Genomic DNA, 19,460 nt, shown 5'->3' with positions numbered 1-19,460 from the left:
TTAACTTGCAACGGATGAACACGGATGTAACGGATAATTTATTGGTTACAAACAAATTTTTCTTAGGTTCGTTTTTTATTCGTTTCAAACCTAATTTTTAAGCATAATTACTTATTGACATAACCAGTTTAGGCTTAACTTGACGCCAATGGCGTCCTCACCCGTCCTATATATATATATTGAGGTGCGCAAGGATGCTACCCCTGTTAAGGTGTAATAAAAATTGTACCCAGCTTATTTCCATGATTCAAGGCTACATACAGAGTACAATTTTTGCTAGCTTCATAACTGGCGTGAAAATCAGTATTTACTCTGATGGCAATAGTAAAAAACATAGCCACTATATTTATAGTTATATCTTGATAATTACATTTATTAATCAAGATTAACTGAATAAACAGAATAAAAATTATTTGCTTTATTTAGTATACGCAGGTCAAGCAAATAATTTTCTAACTTCACAAAAAAAATGAGCAGTTGCTAGAGCAAATGGCAGAAAGATTAATATATACCAGGTAAAAAATTATATAAATTCAGTAAAAGGGGTGACAGTGGAACAAATTATTCTTAAAAACTCAATTATAAAAGAAATATTTTATATAAACACATTAAGCAATTGTCTAAGTGTTTTAACTGCTATAGTACCTCTAACATTCAGCTTTATTGTTGCAACAGTATTATGTGATTATCAGCAGGCAATTGCACAAACTTCCAATCCCACTTCTTTGCCACCTGATCGCTTAGAAGATATTCCTGTAACTCCATTACCCTCGGATATTTTACCGCAGCCATCAGAACAGAATCAATTACTTCCTCCTCCTCAACTACCAGAAACGCAAACTCCTGGGCAGGATGATATAGGTGCCAAATTCCAGGTAGATCGCATTGAAGTTGTTGGTAGTACCGTTTTCAAATCAGAAGATTTTACCCCTGTAACATCTCCTTATGTGGGAAGGGAAGTTTCATTTGCAGAACTGTTGCAAGTCAAAGATGCTATTACTAAGCTCTACACTGATAAAGGCTATGTAACTACGGGAACATTGATCCCACCACAGACATTAGAAGCAGGAGTTATTAAAATTCAAGTTGTCGAAGGTAGTTTGCAAGAAATCAAAATCGTTGGTAACAGACGGTTGCATAGTGAGTATATTCGTGAGCGTATCCGACTGGGTGCAGGTAAACCCCTAAATGTGCCGCGTTTATTAGAAAAGCTGCAACTACTTCGTCTTGATCCGCGCATTCAAAACCTCAATGCCGAATTGCAAACAGGCGCCCGTCCAGGAACCAATATATTACAAGTTGAGGTGAAAGAAGCGGATACCTTTAGACTAACAACAACTTTAGATAATGGGCGATCGCCAAGTGTGGGTAGTTTTCGTCGGGGAATAGATTTACAAGAAGCTAATTTGTTGGGTTTAGGTGATACCCTCAGTGTTGGCTATGCGAATACTGATGGTAGTAATACAATCAATGCCAACTATACGCTGCCAGTCAATGCCCGTAATGGCACTATATCGTTTGGTTTTAACCAAGGATGGAATAACGTAATTGAAAAACCATTCAGTGTCCTTGATATTCAGTCAAACAGTAAGTCTTACGAATTTGGCTATCGTCAACCACTAATACAAAAGCCAACTCAGGAATTTGCAGTGGGGATATCTTTCTCGCGTCAAGAAAGCCAAACAGAATTAGGTCTTGATAATATTGGAGGTTTTCCTTTATCACCCGGCGCCGATGCAAACGGAAAAACCAATATTTCAGCCCTGCGCTTTACCCAAGAGTATACCCAACGCAGTAATCAGCAAGTTTTTGCCGCACGATCGCAATTTAGCGTTGGTGTAGATTGGTTCGGTGCGAATATCAATAAAGATGCACCAGATAGCCGCTTTTTTAGCTGGCGAGGACAGGCACAATGGGTACGGCAATTAAAGCCAGACACTCTGTTTTTAGTAAGGGGTGATTTACAAGCAGCAGCAGATTCCCTAGTACCCTTAGAGCAATTTGGTCTGGGTGGTCAATTAAGCGTGCGTGGCTATCGTCAAGATGCATTACTTACAGACAACGGTCTGTTATTATCCGCAGAATTTCGCTTGCCCATCCTGCGTGCCCCCAAAATGGAAGGATTACTGCAATTGACACCTTTCATTGATATTGGTAAAGGCTGGAATAACGATAGCAAAAACCCATCACCAAGTATGCTTGCAGGTACTGGTTTAGGACTGCTGTGGAAACAAGGTAATAACTTTTCAGCTCGTCTGGATTGGGGTATTCCATTAGTATCAGTGGAAGGAGAAAAGCGCTCGCTTCAGGAAAATGGGCTATACTTCTCCGTCAGCTATTCGCCGTTTTGATGGAATAATACTATGATGAGAGTAAAGCATAATTCGGTTAATAAAAAAATTATTTAGGGAACTATAAGTATAGAGTTTGAATGGAGATTGAGTGATGAAGGTTGCTTCCATGTACTTGGGTTTAATTTGTGGAATCTTGACAAGTGAGATATTGCTACCAGTAAAGGCTCAAGTAACATCGGATGGTACTACTAACACTATAGTCAATCAAAGTGGCAATAATTTTAATATTATTAATGGAATTGAAAAAGGTAGTAATTTATTTCACAGTTTCAGTAATTTCTCTGTGCCTACAGGTGGTTCAGCAACGTTTGATTTAGTTAATACGCCAAATATTATAATTATATTTAATCGGGTTACAGGTGGCAATGTTTCTCATATTGATGGCTTAATTCAAACGATAAATAGTAATAACTCGGTAAATTTGTTTTTAATGAATCCCAACGGAATTCTATTTGGGCAAAATGCCAAATTGGATATTAGTGGCTCGTTTATAGCCACAACAGCTAATAGCATCAAATTCGCTGATGGGACTGAGTTTAGTGCCGTTAATCCCCAAGAGGCATTACTCAGTATTAATGTTCCTATCGGGCTGCAAATGGGTAGTAATCCTGCAACAATACAAGTCCAAGGTACGGGACATTTAAATATCCAGCGCGATTTTGCGCCGGTAATTCGCAATCCTAGCCCGACAAAATTGCAAGTACAGTCGGGAAAAACTTTGGCGTTGGTTGGTGGTAATCTAAATTTGAATGGAGCTAACTTGATTGCCGAAACAGGGCATATAGAATTAGGTAGCCTGGGAGGTGCAGGATTAGTTAATTTAGTTCCTACCATCCAGGGTTATAAATTGGAGTATGAAAACGGTCAAAGCTTTGGTGATATTCAACTAGCACAAAAGTCAGTGTTAGATATTAGTGGGGTAAATGCGGGTTCTGTTCAGCTTCAGGGACGCAATATTCTGTTTACCGATGGTTCGTTCGTTTTAGCGCAGAATTATGGCAATCTTCCAGGTGGAGACATTCGTTTGCAAGCATCAGCAGCGATCGGTTTCATTAGTGGAACACCCAACACCACAGTTAGGAGTGGAATTCGCACTGAAGCCTTAAGCATTGGCAACACTGGGAATATCAATATCATCACTCCCCAGTTAACACTCCAGCAAGGTTCAGCGATCGGTAACTTAACATACGGAGTAGCTGACAGCGGCAACGTTCAAATTGCAGCTTCAACAATAGAAATATCCGGCTTTTCACCTTTTATTCCCACTAGCGTCAGCAGCCTTGGTACTAGCACATATGGTAAAGGTTCCGCAGGTAATGTCTTCGTGAATGGAGATAGTTTGACAGTATCAGGTGGAGCTTCATTGTATTCGGCGACATTTGGTAGTGGTTCCAGTGGTAAAGTGACGATTCAAAATCAAAATACCACCGTCATGGGCGAAAGCCCTTCTGGACTTTATAGCAGTATGGGTATCATTAGCTTGGGGACAGGCAATACCAAAGATTTGACGCTAAATACTGGCAAATTACAAATCTTAAATGGCGGAACAGTTGGTTCATCCTCGCTTTTTGCTGGGAATGGGGGAAATGTCAACATCAATGCTAATGAATCCATTGCCATCAGTGGTAGCAGTCCTAACAATAACAGTAGCATCAACTCATCTGTCGTTCGTTTAAGTCCACAATTGCGTCGATTATTGCGTTTACCAGATACACTGACAGCAAATGCAGGTAATGTTAACGTGACCACACCCAGCCTGATACTGACAGATGGTGGAACTGTGAGCGTGACTAGTCAAGGTATCGGTAATAGTGGCAATCTCAACATTACCGCAGACCACATCCAATTAAAAAATCAAGGCTTAATTCAAGCACAAACAGAATCTGGTAACGGTGGTAACATCAGCTTACAAGTACGAAGTTTGTTGCTAACGCGCGATCGCAGTAACATTACTGGCACAGCAGGCGGTAACGGTAATGGAGGTAACATCAATATTAATGCACCTATTATCGTCGGATTAGAAAATAGCGATATTATTGCTAATGCTATACAAGGACGTGGGGGTAATATTCAAATCGCCACACAAGGAATTATTGGCTTACAATATCGTCCGCAAATTACAAATGAAAACGATATTACTGCCAGTTCGCAATTTGGTCTTAACGGTACAGTTGATATTAATAATATTGGAGTTGACCCCAATTCTGGTTTAGTTGAATTACCTGCAAATGTAGCTGACTCATCACAGCAAATTGCTACAGGTTGTGCCAATACAAATGGTAGTAGTTTTGTGGCTACAGGACGGGGTGGAATACCACAAAATCCAACACAGGAAATTGGGAGCGATGTCTACGACGGGCTACGCCTACGCACTTGGTCTGATATCCGCAATCTGACTGCATACCGCAATACTGGCACAGTTACGGCACAAATCCCCGAATCACCAAAGGTTCTTGTCCAAGCTACTTCTTGGCGCCGTAACGCTCAAGGACAAATTGAGTTAGTTGCAGATAAATCTTCTGCCCAGGTAAAACAAGCATTAACTTGTGCTGCGGTTCCCAAGGGTTAATTAATTTAAATAGCATAGTTGTGTTAATAAAAAATTATTTAGGGAACCATAAGTATAAAGTTTTAATGGAGATAGAGTGATGAAGGCGCCTTCCGTGTGCTTGGTTTTAATTTGTGGAATCTTGACAGGTGGGATGTTTGTACCAGCAATTGCTCAGGTGACATCGGATGGTACTACCAACACAACTGTCAATCACAGTGGTAATAATTTTAATATTATTAACGGTATAAATAAAGGTAATAATTTATTTCATAGTTTCAGTAATTTCTCTGTGCCTATGGGTGGTTCGGCTAGCTTTGATTTAACTAATACGCCAAATATTACAACTATATTTAGCCGGGTTACAGGTGGAAATGTTTCTAATATTGATGGGTTGATTGGCAGCATAAATAGTAGTAACCCGGTAAGTCTGTTTTTGATGAATCCTGCGGGAATTGTGTTTGGTAAAAATGCTTCGTTGAATATTGGCGGTTCGTTTGTGGGGACGACAGCGAATAGTATTAAGTTTGCCGATGGGGTTGAGTTTAGTGCCGTAAATTCAGCGACACCACCATTATTAACCATGAGCGTACCCATTGGTTTGCAAATGGGTAGCAATCCTGCATCAATCGCCGTTCAAGGTACAGGACATACCTTAATACTTATCAATAGTCGGACTCCTATCACTCGCACTCCTAGTCCTACACAACTGCGGATACAGCCTGGAAAAACCGTGGCTTTGGTGGGTGGTACTCTAAATTTGTATGGGGCAACTCTGACTGCCGAACAAGGACGGATTGAATTGGGTAGTTTGGGTGACGCAGGGTTAGTTAGCCTCGTCCCAACCACTCAGGGTTATACACTGGCGTATAGCAACGGGCAAAGCTTTGGTGACATTCAACTTGCCCAGAAATCTCTACTAGATGTCAGTGGGGTAAATGCAGGTTCCGTGCAGGTACAGGGTAAAGAGATTAAATTTCGCGATAGCTCCCTAATATTGGCACAAAATCTCGGTAATCTTCCTGGTGGCAACGTACATCTTCAGGCATCAGCAGGAATCGATCTGACTGGCACACTCACCGGCATTCGCAGTGAAACATTAGGCATGGGAACAAGTGGAAACATCAGTGTTATTACTCCCCGATTCAGCCTTCAGCAGGGAGCAGCATTAAATAACATTACTTTTGAAACAGCTACCAGTGGCAATGTCCAGGTTGATGCCTCAGTGCTGGAGATATCCGGCTTCTCGCCCATCAGTTCAACTGGCAGCGTGATTAACACTAGTACCTTCGGTTCTGGAAGCGCAGGTAATGTCTTCGTGAATGGCGATAGTTTACTAGTATCCGATGGTGCTGGGCTGTCTTCAATATCCCGTGGTAGCGGTGACAGTGGTCAAGTTGTCATTCGCAACGTGGATACTACCGTCAGGGGAAGCAACTCGGCACCTATGGGTACTAGGATTAGCTCAACTGCTTTCAGTACAGGAAACGCCAAAACCATCACACTGGATACAGCCAGGTTGCATCTACAAGATGGGGGAGCAGTTACCACAAGTTCGTTTGCTGTCGGTCATGGCGGAGATATCAGGATAAATGCCACAGAATTCATCCAAATTATTGGCAGTAATCAGGTAATAAATAATAGCGGCATCAGCAATAGCGGCATCACCTCGTCTGTCCTGAACCTAACCCCAGCATTACAGAAACGATTTAATGTATCCTATGGTACACTTATAGGTAATGCAGGTACGGTGAGCATCACGACACCAAACCTGACACTCAAGGATGGCGGGGCTGTGAGCGTTATCAATGAAGGTAGTGGCAATGGTGGTAGTATCAACCTCACCGCAGATAGTATCGAATTAAAGAATCAAGCTTTAATCCAGGCAAAGACCGCATCTGGTGATGGAGGTAACATCAGCTTAGGAGTTGGCAAGTTATTGCAGCTGCGCGACAACAGCCAAATCACCGCCACCGCAAGCGGTAATGGTAATGGTGGTAATGTTAACATCAATTCACCAATCATTGTGGGACTAGAAAACAGCGACATTGTTGCCAACGCAGTCCAAGGGCGTGGAGGTAATATTCAAATCACCACACAAGGAATTATCGGCTTACAATATCGTCCACAACTGACTGCTCTTAACGATATTACTGCTAGTTCGCAATTTGGTGTTAGTGGTATAGTCGAAGTTAACAATATCGGTATTGACCCCAATTCTGGCTTGATAAAATTGCCTACCAATCTTACAGACTCATCCCAACAAATTGCCACAGGCTGTTCTGCCAACAACGGTAGTAGTTTTGTCGCCACAGGACACGGTGGTGTGCCGCAAAATCCCACACAAGAAGTGAGGAGCGATCGCACTTGGTCTGATATCCGTGATATCTCTAAATATCGCCAAACCAGCACAGCCAAAGCACAAATACTCAAATCGAGCGAATTGCTAATTCAAGCGACTTCCTGGCGCCGTAACGCTCAAGGAAAAATTGAGTTAGTTGCAGATCAATCATCTGCCCAGATAAAACGAGCATTAACTTGTGCTGCGGTTCCCAAGAGTTAATTAATTTAAACAGCATAGTTGTGTTAATAAAAAATTATTTAGGGAACCATAAGTATAAAGTTTTAATGGAAATAGAGTCATGAAGGTGCCTTCCGTGTGCTTGGTTTTAATTTGTGGAATCTTTACAGGTGGGATGTTTCTACCAGCAATTGCTCAGGTGACATCCGATGGTACTACCAACACAACTGTCAACCAAAGTGGGAATAATTTTAATATTATTAATGGTCTAGAAAAAGGTAATAATTTATTTCATAGTTTCAGTAATTTCTCTGTGCCTACGGGTAGTTCAGCGAGTTTTGATTTAACTAACACACCAAATATTACAACTATATTTAGTCGGGTGACAGGTGGAAGTGTTTCCGATATTAACGGATTAATTCAAACTCTCAACGCTAATAATCCGGTAAGTTTGTTTTTGATGAATCCTCATGGGATTGTGTTTGGTCAAAATGCCTCGTTAAATATTGGCGGCTCGTTTGTGGGAACGACGGCGAATAGCATTAAGTTTGCTGATGGGGGAGAGTTTAGCGCCATCAACTCAGTGACACCACCATTATTAACCATGAGTGTACCCATTGGTTTGCAACTGGGCAGCAATCCCGCACCCATCAACGTTGAAGGTACGGGACACTCCTTGAGTAACCCCGGTGGAGGACTTCCTGTAATTCCTGTGACTCGGATTCCCAGTGCTACAAAACTAGGCGTACAGCCGGGAAATACCTTAGCTTTGCTGGGTGGCGACCTCAATCTCAATGGGGCAATCTTGATCGCCGAAGGAGGGCAAGTTGAATTGGGTAGTGTCAACAGTGGAGGATTGGTCAACCTGATACCAAACCCACAGGGTTATACATTGGGATATGGCGATGTCCAAAGCTTTAGCGATATTCAGCTAAGAGGGCGATCGCTATTAGATGTCAGTGGAGTGAATGCAGGTTCGGTGCAAATTCAGGGTAGACACATTCAATTCACCGATGGCTCTCTGGTGCTGGTGCAAAATTTCGGCAATTTTGCCAGTGGTGATATTCGCCTCCAGGCGACGGAGGGCATTGATCTGATTGGCACAACGACTGATGGTATAATTCCCGCTGGGGCGCGTAGTGAAGCTCTGGGTATGGGAACTAGTGGCAATATCAGCGTCATTACTCCCAGGCTCACCCTCAAAGAGGGAGCGCTTTTGTATACCACAACTTTTAGCTCTGCTCTCGGTGGCAATATCCACATCGATGCAACCGCGATCGATCTGTCTGGCTTCCAACCCACTAATCCTGGTTACGTTAGCGCCATTAGTACTAACACACAAAGCACTGGGAATGCTGGTGATGTTTTAACCAATGGTAATAGTTTACTGCTATCAAACGGGGCTTCACTATCTTCGACTACCTTTGGCAGTGCCTCTAGCGGTCAAGTGACGATTCACAACACCAACACCACAGTGATGGGAGAAAGTCCCTCTGGGCTTTATAGCAACATTGCCTCAACTACATTTGCCACTGGAAGTGCCAAAACCTTGATGCTGAATACTGCCAAATTGCAAATTCTGGATGGTGGAGCAGTTGGTACCACCGCATTTTTTGTCGGTAATGGGGGAGATTTGAGCATCAATGCTACTGAATCAATTGTCATCAGAGGTCAAGGGCGGGCAAATAACAGCAGCATTAATGCCTCCACTATCCGACTTAATCCGTCATTGCGGCAGCTATTCGGCTTGCCAGATATACTCACAGCGAATGCTGGCACTCTCAGCATTATCACACCAAAGTTAACACTGACAGATGGCGGGACAGTCAGTGTCACTAGTCAAGGCAGTGGAAATAGTGGCAACATTAACATCAGTGCAAATGCCATCCAATTAAAGAATCAAGGGTTGATTCAGGCACAAACAGAATCCGGTAATGGTGGCAATGTTACACTATCCGCCAGAAACCTCTTGCTGGTGCGGGATAATAGCTTAATTACTTCAACAGCTGGTGGCTCAGGGAATGGAGGTAATATTAGCATCAATGCACCCATCATCTTTGGCTTAGAAAACAGTGACATTATTGCTAATGCTATTCAAGGTCGGGGTGGCAATATTCAAATCACCACCCAAGGAATCTTTGGACTTAAATTCCGTGACCACCTCACCCCTGACAATGATATTACGGCGAGTTCACAGTTAGGTGTGAATGGTATTGTACAAATCAATACCATCGGTATTGACCCCAATTCAGGTTTAGTTGAACTACCAGCAAATATCACCGATCCATCACAGCAAATTGCCACAGGCTGCGCGAGAAATCAAGGCAGTAGTTTTGTGGTAACGGGACGAGGTGGCATGCCGCAAAATCCTAGTCAGGGAGTGAGTAGCGATCTCCCTTGGTCTGATATCCGCAATCTGACTGCATACCCTCAAACAAAAGTTTTACAAACACAAATACGCCCATCACCAGAGCTTCCTGTCCAAGCAACTTCCTGGCGCCGTAACCTACAGGGAAAAATTGAATTAATTGCAGATAAATCTTCTTCTCAGGTGCAACAACCATTAGCCTGTACTGCTGTTCCCAAAAATTAGTCATGTTATCAACAACGTTTGATTTAGTCAATACACCAAATATTACAACAATATTTAGTCGGGTTACGGGTGGAAATATTTCTAATATTGATGGCTTAATTCAAACTCTCAACGGTAATAATCCTGTAAGTTTGTTTTTGATGAATCCGGCGGGGATTGTGTTTGGAAAAAATGCCTCGTTGAATATTGGCGCCTCGTTTGTGGGAACAACTGCCAATAGCATTAAGTTTGCTGATGGAATAGAGTTTAGTGCGACTAATCCCGGTGCGGCGCCGTTGTTGACGATGAGTGTGCCAATTGGCTTGCAAATGGGTCAAAATCCGGGAGATATTACCGTCCAAAATACCGGACACCGTTTAAGTAAGATAAGTAATCCTATAGTTTCTACTCTGGATCGAAGTAACAATCCTGTAGGATTAAGCGTTACTTCTGGTAATAACTTGGCATTGATAGGGGGAGAATTAGCCTTAGATGGTGGAGTGTTAAATGCACCTTCTGGACATATTGAACTTGGTAGCGGCAGTAATGGCACAGTTAATCTCAACACCTCTTCTCCTCATTGGATTTTTGATTATGGCAATATAAAGCAATTTGGGAATATTCATCTGTCCCACCAATCCCTTGCCGATGCCAGTGGCGCCCAGAAATACCTGAATCACCAAAGGTTTTTGTCCAGGCTACTTCCTGGCGCCGTAATGCCCAAGGAAAAGTTGAGTTAGTAGCAGATAAATCTTCTGCCCAGGTGCAACAAGCATTAACCTGTGCTGCTGTCCCCAAGGGTTAATTAATTTAAATAGCATAGTTGTGTTAATAAAAAATGATTTAGGGAACCATAAGTATAAAGTTTTAATAGAGATAGAGTTATGAAGGCACCTTCCATATTAATTAAATATATTAATTTAATTTAACCTTGGTTGTTGAATAGGAATTTTAATATTAAGTTCTGTCCCTTGACCGATAGATGAAAAACAATCTAGCTTACCATTATGTTTTTCACAAATAATTTGATAGCTAATTGCTAAACCCATTCCAGTTCCTTTTCCAACTGGCTTTGTTGTAAAAAATGGGTTAAATATCTCTGTTTGAATTGATTCAGATATACCAACTCCATTATCTGCTATCACTATTTCTATCCAATTACTATTCATAACTGATGTGCGAATAGTAATTTTTGCGACAGTTTTTTGAAGATTTATTTCCTCAAGTGCATCAATTGCATTAGCTAAGATATTCATAAAAACTTGATTTAATTGACCGGCATAACATTCAATACTTGGCAACTCTCCATAGTCTTTAAACACTAAAATTTCTGAACGCTTTAAAGTTGCTTGTAAACGATGCTGCAAAATTAATAACGTACTATCAATACCTTCATGAATATTAACTAATTTGAGTTCAGCCTCATCAAGACGAGAAAAATTGCGTAATGACAAAACTATTTCCTGAATGCGCTCACTTCCCAAAGTCATAGAGTTTAGTATTTTTGTAAAATCAGCTTTTATGAATTCTATATCGATATCATTTTTTAGGACTTGAATTTCGGTCGGTGCATTAGGAAAATATCTGCCATAAAGTTCAATTAAATGCAGCATACTTTGGTTATACTCTTCTAAGTGTTTGATATTTCCATGAATAAAGTTTACTGGATTATTTATTTCGTGAGCTACACCAGCAACTATTTGTCCTAAAGCTGACATTTTTTCGCTTTGAAGCATTTGTGCTTGCAGATTTTGCAAATTTTTCAAGGTAATTTGTAATTCTTCGCTTCTGCTTGCTAAGGCTTGCTGCGAACACTGCAATTCGCTAATAACTTGCTTGAGCAAAAACTCTTTAGCTGCAATATCCGTTTCTATCTGCTTGCGATCTCTTTCACAGCGATCTAGTTTTTTTTGCAGAATACGGTTTGCTTTTTCTAGTTCTCGATTTATTTCTGAATCATTGATACTATTCATAAATAATATTCATAAATACTTTAGTTTGTTCCCATTAACAGTGTCACAAATGTTTTATTATGAAATCGAGTTTTTCCTTTAGCTGTTAAAGGAGCTATTTCACCATAGGCATAAAATCCACAACAAGGTAATGTTGGTGGTAAATGCTTTTTGACAAGCTGATATTCCTGGCTGGTGAAAGTTCCGAGAATTCGGCGCCGAGCGGCACAAGAAATTAATAAGGCTGTGGCTGGATTTATGCCAGGAAAATCAGTTAAAGCTTTTTTAAGGGATATCTCAGAAGCTTGTAAAATATTTTCGCGAGATGTATCTGTAATCTGAACCATTGCTCCTGAAGGAATATCAGAGAAGAAAGTTACACTCCCTGATTCCACATCATAACTATTTGGCGCCCGCATATAAAAGCGTTCTCTCTCTTCAAACACTGCAAGCGCATGAATCGCATAATTTGTAACAAACGTTTCTGCACCGAGATAATACTGATAAAAGTCGAGAGCGCGTTGCCCATCGATTTCGTAAACCACATTACCATCAACTTTCGTGACACGGCTGCGTTTACCAATGGGAGTCCACCCACTTGCAACTCCATAAGAAACTTGTAAATTGCCACAAAATAATAGTACTGGAACTGCATCGCAAACAACTTCATTTTGAAAAAATTGATATGTTTGAGAAAACATATAGTCATCAGCTGCCATCCCACCAATAATTGGGATTTGCTCTCCCAAACCTTTCTTTAACCCTTCTAAAATCAGAACACCATTACTAGTTAAGCTATCTGGGAAAGTGAGGCATAATTGAGGTTTCGCTGAACTTTTGAGCTTTGCCATCTCTACAGCTTGTTGAGCAATCAGTATTGGATTTTTTGATACTGAGCGTCCGACACCAGCTATAATTTCTACCTCATCTGAGGCGAACACCATCAAAGTCAGTGAGTCTTGTTGAAATCCCATAGCTGAGGAAACTTCTCCATTTGTTGTCCCACCAATCAGCTCGATCTCACCGAAAGCATCCTGAATATGCTGTAGAATCAAGGCATGGTCAAAATCTATCGCCGCAAACAAAATACCAGCTTGGGGTATTTCTCCATCTAGAACTAGTTTACATTCCTTAATAACATCGGCGATCGCAGATGCCGAATCTGGGTCAATACTATGACCAATCGCGACTCTAAACATAATTTTCTCCAAGCAAATTTAAATGTGTTGTATATTTGAGTCAAGTGTAAGATTGAATCAGACACAGCATGAATTCTTTATATACTCATTATTCCCAATAAATGCAAATAAATCCCAATCAAACAAGTTTGTGTAAAGATTATATCAAATCCAAATTTCCTTCTTGCACCACGTTCCTTAAGAAACCCGCTTCGTAATTGAGGTGCAAGATGCAAGCTACAAGCTTGTCATGGGAGCAAATTGCCCATCAACTGATAGATCGCATCATAAGTTGGGCACTATATATATAACGTATAGTGATTTCCTAAATAGTTGTGCTTTTATCAATCTTTCAGCAAATTGCTCAATAATAAATGAATTATGGCTTTTAGAATTAAACAAACTTCTTGGCTATATCTCAGCCTCAGTATTATAAGTTTGTGTTTAGCATTTACCATCACACCTGTAAAGGCATCTCCACCCGTAACAACAACTCCTGTTGTCTCGACTTCCCAAGTCAATAACGGATTAGAACAAGGACGAAACCTCTACCAATCTGGTCGTTTTGCGGAAGCTGTTACGGCTTGGCAAACGGCTGCACAACAGTATCAGGCTCAAGGCGATCGCATTAATCAAGCCCTAAGTTTAAGTTACCTGTCGCTGGCACAACAGGAACTTAATCAGTGGGAAGCAGCTAAACAATCGATCGAGCAAAGTGTAAAAATTTTGCAAACAGCTAAACCCTCTGGGGATGCGATTATCTGGGCGCAAATACTGAACACTCAAGCAAATTTACAACTACGTAACGGAAAAGCCGAAACTGCCATCGAAAACTGGCAACAAGCCCAAAAATATTACGAGCAGGCAGGGGATAAAACCGGAAGTCTCGGTAGTCAAATTAACCAGGCGCAAGCTTTACAAAGTTTGGGATTCTATCGTCGCTCTAGACAACAATTAGAAGAAATAGCCCAGAAAATGACCGGAATGCCGGATTCGGAAGTTAAAGTTAATGGGTTGCGATCGCTTGGTTTAGCTCTGCGCGCAATTGGCGATAGCAAAAGCCAGCAAGTATTGGAACAAAGTTTAGCTCTAGCGAATAAAATTGCAGCCAAAACCCAGTTAAGTTCTATCTTGTCAAGTCTGGGGAAAAATGCCTCAGATTTGCAAGATCCAGAAGCGGCATTAAATTACTTTGAAGATGCAGAAAAAGCCGCTACTAATGCAAATGAAGCGTTGCAAGCACGTTTAGCTCGTTTCAAGTTGTTGGTCGATTACGACAAACTTGAATATGCTATGGAACTCGCACCTCAGTTAAAACAACAACTGGAAGAACTACCACCCAGCCACAATTCTCTTTATGCAACAATTAATTTTGTTGCTACCCTGAATAAATTGGAAAAACCCGACCAAGGTATACCAAGGAAAGACCTAGCGCAACTTATGGCAGTTACAGTTAAATCTGCCCAAAAAATTCAGGATGCTTCCGCAGAAGCTCATGCACTGTATCAGTGGGGACAACTTTACAGCCGCACTTCTCAGTGGTCTGAGGCAAAGCAATTAGCAGATAAATCCCTCGATATTGCCCGTCAACTTCAAGCTGACGATATCATTGCTCAATCGGCATGGCAGGTTGGAAAATTATATAAGCAACAGGGTAATAGACCGGAAGCAATTTCAGCCTATACCGAAGCAGTTAACTCATTAAAGGCACTACGTTCCGATCTAGCTGGCATTAACCCTGATGTCCAATTCTCTTTCCGCGAAAGTGTCGAGCCTGTTTACCGGGAACTGGTGGGTTTACTTCTTGATGAGCAACCGAGTCAGACAGAACTGATGCAAGCTCGGGAATTGATTGAATCTCTACAAATGGCCGAACTCGATAACTTTTTCCGCGAAGCATGTTTAGATAAAGCGCGGCAGATAGACAAAGTTGACCCCACGGCAGCAGTTATTTACCCGATTATCCTGCCCGATCGCCTTGCAACGATTGTCTCTCAAACCGGACAACCTCTGCGTTATTATGTAACACGCAAACTAAGAGCAGAAATTGAACAAACTCTCGATAATTTCTTGATTGCCCTTAACCCTGTTTCCGATTCTAAAGACCGGGAACGATTTAGCCAGCAAATTTATGATTGGCTGATTCGTCCTGCGGAGCAGGAACAAGCCTTTAAAAATAGCACGACATTGGTATTTGTTTTAGATGGGAAGTTACGGAACATTCCAATGGCAGCTCTACATGACGGTAAGCAATATCTGATTGAAAAATATGGTGTGGCACTCTCACCAGGGTTGCAACTAATGGCTGCTCAATCGTTCCAGCAAAACAAAATTAATGCGATTGTTGGTGGTATTAGTGAATCTCGCTCTGGTTTTTCTGCTTTGCCTGCTGTCGAATCAGAAGTGAAGCAAATTTCCCAAACAGTATCGTCTAAGCTGTTACTAAACCAGCAATTTACCAGTAAAGCTCTGGGAGAGCGCGTTAAATTTGGTAATACCGATGTTGTACACTTAGCAACCCACGGACAGTTTAGCTCCCGTCTCGAAGATACTTACTTACTAACATGGGATGGACAAGTTAATGTCAAGGAATTGTCTGAACTTCTCAAAAATCGTGGTGGAAATTCATCGAAAGCGATTGAATTGTTGGTATTAAGTGCTTGCGATACTGCAACAGGAGACGATCGCGCGGTTCTGGGACTAGCTGGTTTAGCCGTCAAATCCGGCGCCCGTTCCACCATAGCAACTCTCTGGCCTGTCAAAGATAAGGCAGCAGAAATTCTCATGACTCGCTTCTACGAACAACTGCTACAACCCAAAATTACTAAAGCCGAAGCTCTGCGTCAGGCACAAATTAACCTAATTCGCCAGACTGATTTTCGCGACCCATTCTTTTGGTCTGCTTTTGTTTTAGTTGGAAACTGGATTTAGTTACGTAATATTACTGAGAAATTCTGTTTTTAAAAATGTATCTAATTTGTAGTATTTATCTCTAGATTAGTTTATAACAGCTAATAGAGACCTTATTGAGCTTGGATTTAGAGTTAAGAAAAAAACTTTGTAGTTAGGTTCCATCAACGTATTTTATATCACGACTTAGTAAGAATGGGTGAAACATCATGAAACGCCGATATTTAATCAGTACATTGAGCGCCATCGCTCTAATTGCTAGCAGCGCCTGGAGTATTGCTTACGCTGTAACATTCACGCCACCTGCCAAAAATGGCGCCCCCACTCAAACCACTGGAGGGGCTTCCCGTGGTAGTTTCTTTACACCAAAGAAAGGAAATGGCGCCCCTAGACAAGCAACAGGAGGAGCTTCCCGTAGTAGTTTCTTTACACCAAAGAAAGGAAATGGCGCCCCTAGACAAGCAACGGGAGGAGCTTCCAGAGGCAATTTATTTACCCCAACCAGAGGTAATGGCGCCCCTAAACAGGCGAGTGGTGGGGCTTCCCGTGGAAATATATTTACTCCAGCTAAAAGTAACAGCGCTCCCCAGGAGGCGAGTGGTGGGGCTTCTCGCGTTGGTACTTCCTATTTGAATCCTTCGACTGTCGCAGCATCTGGTCCAGCAGCACTCATTGCTGTTTTACCCCAAAGTTTCTATGGTACAACGCTGTCCGAACGTCCCACTGTGATGGTGTATCTTCCTGCTTCTAATGCAGAAGAAGCTGTGTTTAGTTTGAAAGATGAAGCTGGCAACATGCAGCACCAGATGACCATTCCTGTTGCTGGAAAATCTGGGTTAATTGCGGTCAAACTGCCTGCTGATGCACCCGCTTTAGCTGTTGACAAAAACTACCAATGGTTCCTGGCATTGAAATTGGATGGACAACTCAGTCCCAGTACGCCTTATGTTGATGGCTGGATTCAACGTATCCAGCCCAGCGCTGCATTAGCAACGGCTTTACAGCAAAAAGACTTACTGAAACAAGCAGAAGCTTTGGGTAAAAACGGGGTGTGGTATGACTGCGTAGCAACAATGGCTGCACTACGTACTGCCGAACCTGCGAATATAACTATTATTAAGCAATGGGAAGAACTTCTTTCCTCTGTTAGCTTAGGTGATATTGTCACAGCCCCGTTACTAGCATCTACAAATTAAAAAACTTGTACCTAATAGATTTCCGACTTATTAAAAAAGTTGGGAATCTTAAAACAGAAATATTGATTAGCTGTGTGGCACAATTATGTGGGGCAAATTCCAAGCTTTTATCCAAAACAATCGTAGCGTTTTGATTATTACTCCTACTGTTGCTCTGACAGTTGTTGTAGGGCAGTCTTTGGGACTTTTTAACTTGCCTGAGTGGAAATTTCGGGATGAATTGGTGCGACTGCGTTCTTCTCCCACGATCGCTGACGAAATCACAATCGTTACCATTGATGAACGCGATATCCAATCGGTGGGTAAATGGCCTATTCCAGATTGGTCATTAGCACAATTACTCGAAAAAATTCGAGCGCACCAACCCCGTTCTATCGGACTCGACCTTTATCGGGATTTACCCGAAGGAAGTGGGTATGAGCAACTCACGGAAATTTTTCGTACTACTCCCAATTTGATTGGAGTTGAGAAAATTACTGGTGAGCGCGTTAATCCACCACCGGAATTGAAAAAAAAAGATCAAGTAGGATTAGCTGATTTGGTGCTAGATGGCGATCGCCATGTGCGTCGTGTCCTACTCACAGCCGAAGATGCCAAAGAAAATGGCAAAATCAAAGCGGGACTGGCAACCCTTGTAGCGCTCAAGTATCTCGAAGCTGAAAAAATAACTTTAGAATCTGTTGACTCTAAGCAGCAAAAGTTTCAATTGGGCAAGGCAATTTACGAGCCACTCAAAAATCAAGAAGCTGGTTATACTGATGCTGATGTTGGAGGTTATCAAATTTTGCTCAACTGGCATGGTTCAGAAACTAAATTTCGTACAGTTTCTATGCGCGATGTCTTAGCGGGGAAAATTCCGGCGAATTTGATGCGCGATCACATGGTATTTATTGGCTCAACAGCTGCTAGTACTAATGATGTTTTTAACACACCCTTTAGTTCCTCGTTAGTTTCTGCCAAAAAACCGACTCCTGGTGTTGTTATTCATGCCAATATTGCCCATCAACTAGTACAGGCAGCAAAAACAGGAAAAGGTAACCTTCGCGGAATTTCGGGTATATCTTTGTTGCTCTGGATTGTTGTTTGGTCTATTCTTGGTTCTTCCGGTAGTTGGTGGTTAGCCAATCTGCCTACTAAACGAACGGTTCCAGGTGGTAAGATTCTCTGGACAACTGTAGGTATTAGTGTGGCATTGATAGCAGGCGCCTATGGGCTTTTTTTGAATGGTATTTTGATTCCGGTAACACCAGCATTGACTGTATTTATTGCCAGTGTTATTGCCACAACAAATGCTTACAAGCAAGATCAATTGGAATATACCAACCGTCTCTTGGAAGCAACAAACGAACAACTATTAAATTATTCCAAAACCTTGGAGGAAAAAGTTGAAGAGCGAACTCACGATTTGAAACAGGCAAAACAAGCTGCCGATGCTGCTAACCAAGCAAAAAGTGAGTTTCTTGCCAATATGAGCCACGAGCTACGCACACCACTTAATGGTATCTTGGGTTTTGCTCAGGTGCTAGAATGTTCACCAAACTTGACAGAGAAAAACCGAGAAGGAGTTAGTATCATCTATCAATGCGGTTCGCACCTGTTGACGCTAATTAATGACATTCTCGATCTATCAAAAATTGAAGCTCGGAGATTAGAATTAGTCACTGCTAGCGTAGATTTACCTAGTTTTTTACATGGTGTGACTGAAATTTGCGGTATCCGAGCCGAGCAGAAAGGAATTAGCTTTAATGTTTTAATTGGCGATCGCCTACCACTGGCTATTGAAACAGATGAAAAACGACTGCGGCAAGTGTTAATTAACTTGTTGGGTAATGCCATCAAGTTTACAGACAATGGTAGTGTGTCGTTGAAAGTAGAGGTACTAGATGAGCAATCTGAGCAATCGTCAACTGCAAAAATTCGCTTCCAAATAGAAGATACGGGTGTAGGAATGTCATCAGATCAAGTGGAAAAAATCTTTTTGCCCTTTGAACAAGCGGGTTCAGTAGGACAACGTTCTGAAGGTACTGGTTTGGGATTAGCCATCAGTCAAAGAATAGCTGCATTGATGGGGAGCCAAATTCAGGTGCAAAGTCACTTAGGTGAAGGCAGTATATTTTGGTTGGATTTGACAGTACCAGTAACCCTTGCCCATAACTGGCATGGAGGGGGAATAACTTCAACCCAGCAAAACGTCACTGAGATTCAAGGTAATGCACCTCTAATTCTCAT

General features: G+C 41.7%; 9 protein-coding genes and 1 pseudogene. 8 read left to right on the top strand and 2 right to left on the bottom strand.

What is annotated here, in order from left to right:
- Positions 1–551 precede the first annotated feature (551 nt).
- The 5 genes and pseudogenes from AC2JBO_RS03050 to AC2JBO_RS03030 all read left to right on the top strand — a co-directional run.
- Positions 552–2,351, top strand: a complete 1,800-nt coding sequence (locus AC2JBO_RS03050; RefSeq protein ID WP_496952145.1) for a ShlB/FhaC/HecB family hemolysin secretion/activation protein — start codon at positions 552–554, stop codon at positions 2,349–2,351.
- Positions 2,352–2,445: 94 nt separating this feature from the next.
- Positions 2,446–4,923, top strand: coding sequence for a two-partner secretion domain-containing protein (locus AC2JBO_RS03045; protein ID WP_496952144.1), 2,478 nt, complete (start codon positions 2,446–2,448; stop codon positions 4,921–4,923).
- 79 nt (positions 4,924–5,002) lie between these two features.
- Entirely contained in the window at positions 5,003–7,465 is a 2,463-nt protein-coding gene (locus AC2JBO_RS03040) for a two-partner secretion domain-containing protein (RefSeq protein WP_496952143.1), read from the top strand.
- A 79-nt stretch (positions 7,466–7,544) separates the two neighbouring features.
- Positions 7,545–10,016, top strand: a complete 2,472-nt coding sequence (locus tag AC2JBO_RS03035; protein ID WP_496952142.1) for a two-partner secretion domain-containing protein — start codon at positions 7,545–7,547, stop codon at positions 10,014–10,016.
- Between the two features lie 8 nt (positions 10,017–10,024).
- A pseudogene (locus tag AC2JBO_RS03030) lies at positions 10,025–10,654 on the top strand (two-partner secretion domain-containing protein); the annotation flags it as partial.
- Between the two features lie 261 nt (positions 10,655–10,915).
- Here AC2JBO_RS03030 and AC2JBO_RS03025 read toward each other — a convergent pair.
- Positions 10,916–11,968 carry a sensor histidine kinase gene (locus AC2JBO_RS03025; RefSeq protein ID WP_496952141.1) on the bottom strand — a complete coding sequence of 351 codons (1,053 nt, stop codon included), beginning with the start codon at positions 11,966–11,968 and terminating at the stop codon, positions 10,916–10,918.
- Positions 11,969–11,988: 20 nt separating this feature from the next.
- On the bottom strand, positions 11,989–13,146 hold the full coding sequence (locus AC2JBO_RS03020) for an FIST signal transduction protein (protein ID WP_496952140.1): 1,158 nt from the start codon (positions 13,144–13,146) through the stop codon (positions 11,989–11,991).
- A gap of 360 nt (positions 13,147–13,506) precedes the next feature.
- Between AC2JBO_RS03020 and AC2JBO_RS03015 the strand changes: the two genes are divergently transcribed.
- The 3 genes from AC2JBO_RS03015 to AC2JBO_RS03005 form a co-directional block, all read left to right on the top strand.
- Positions 13,507–16,056, top strand: a complete 2,550-nt coding sequence (locus tag AC2JBO_RS03015) for a CHAT domain-containing protein (protein WP_496952139.1) — start codon at positions 13,507–13,509, stop codon at positions 16,054–16,056.
- Positions 16,057–16,244: 188 nt separating this feature from the next.
- Positions 16,245–17,231 (top strand): DUF928 domain-containing protein, encoded by a 987-nt coding sequence (locus tag AC2JBO_RS03010; RefSeq protein ID WP_496952138.1) that lies wholly within the window; start codon positions 16,245–16,247, stop codon positions 17,229–17,231.
- Positions 17,232–17,316: 85 nt separating this feature from the next.
- Positions 17,317–19,460: CHASE2 domain-containing protein (locus tag AC2JBO_RS03005; protein WP_496952137.1), on the top strand; the 2,144-nt coding region annotated here is incomplete at its 3' end.

Source organism: Calothrix sp. CBUCES-K 9914 (assembly GCF_059640475.1).
The sequence above is the reverse complement of the archived record's forward strand: the minus strand, read 5'-3'. Positions and strand labels throughout refer to the sequence as shown.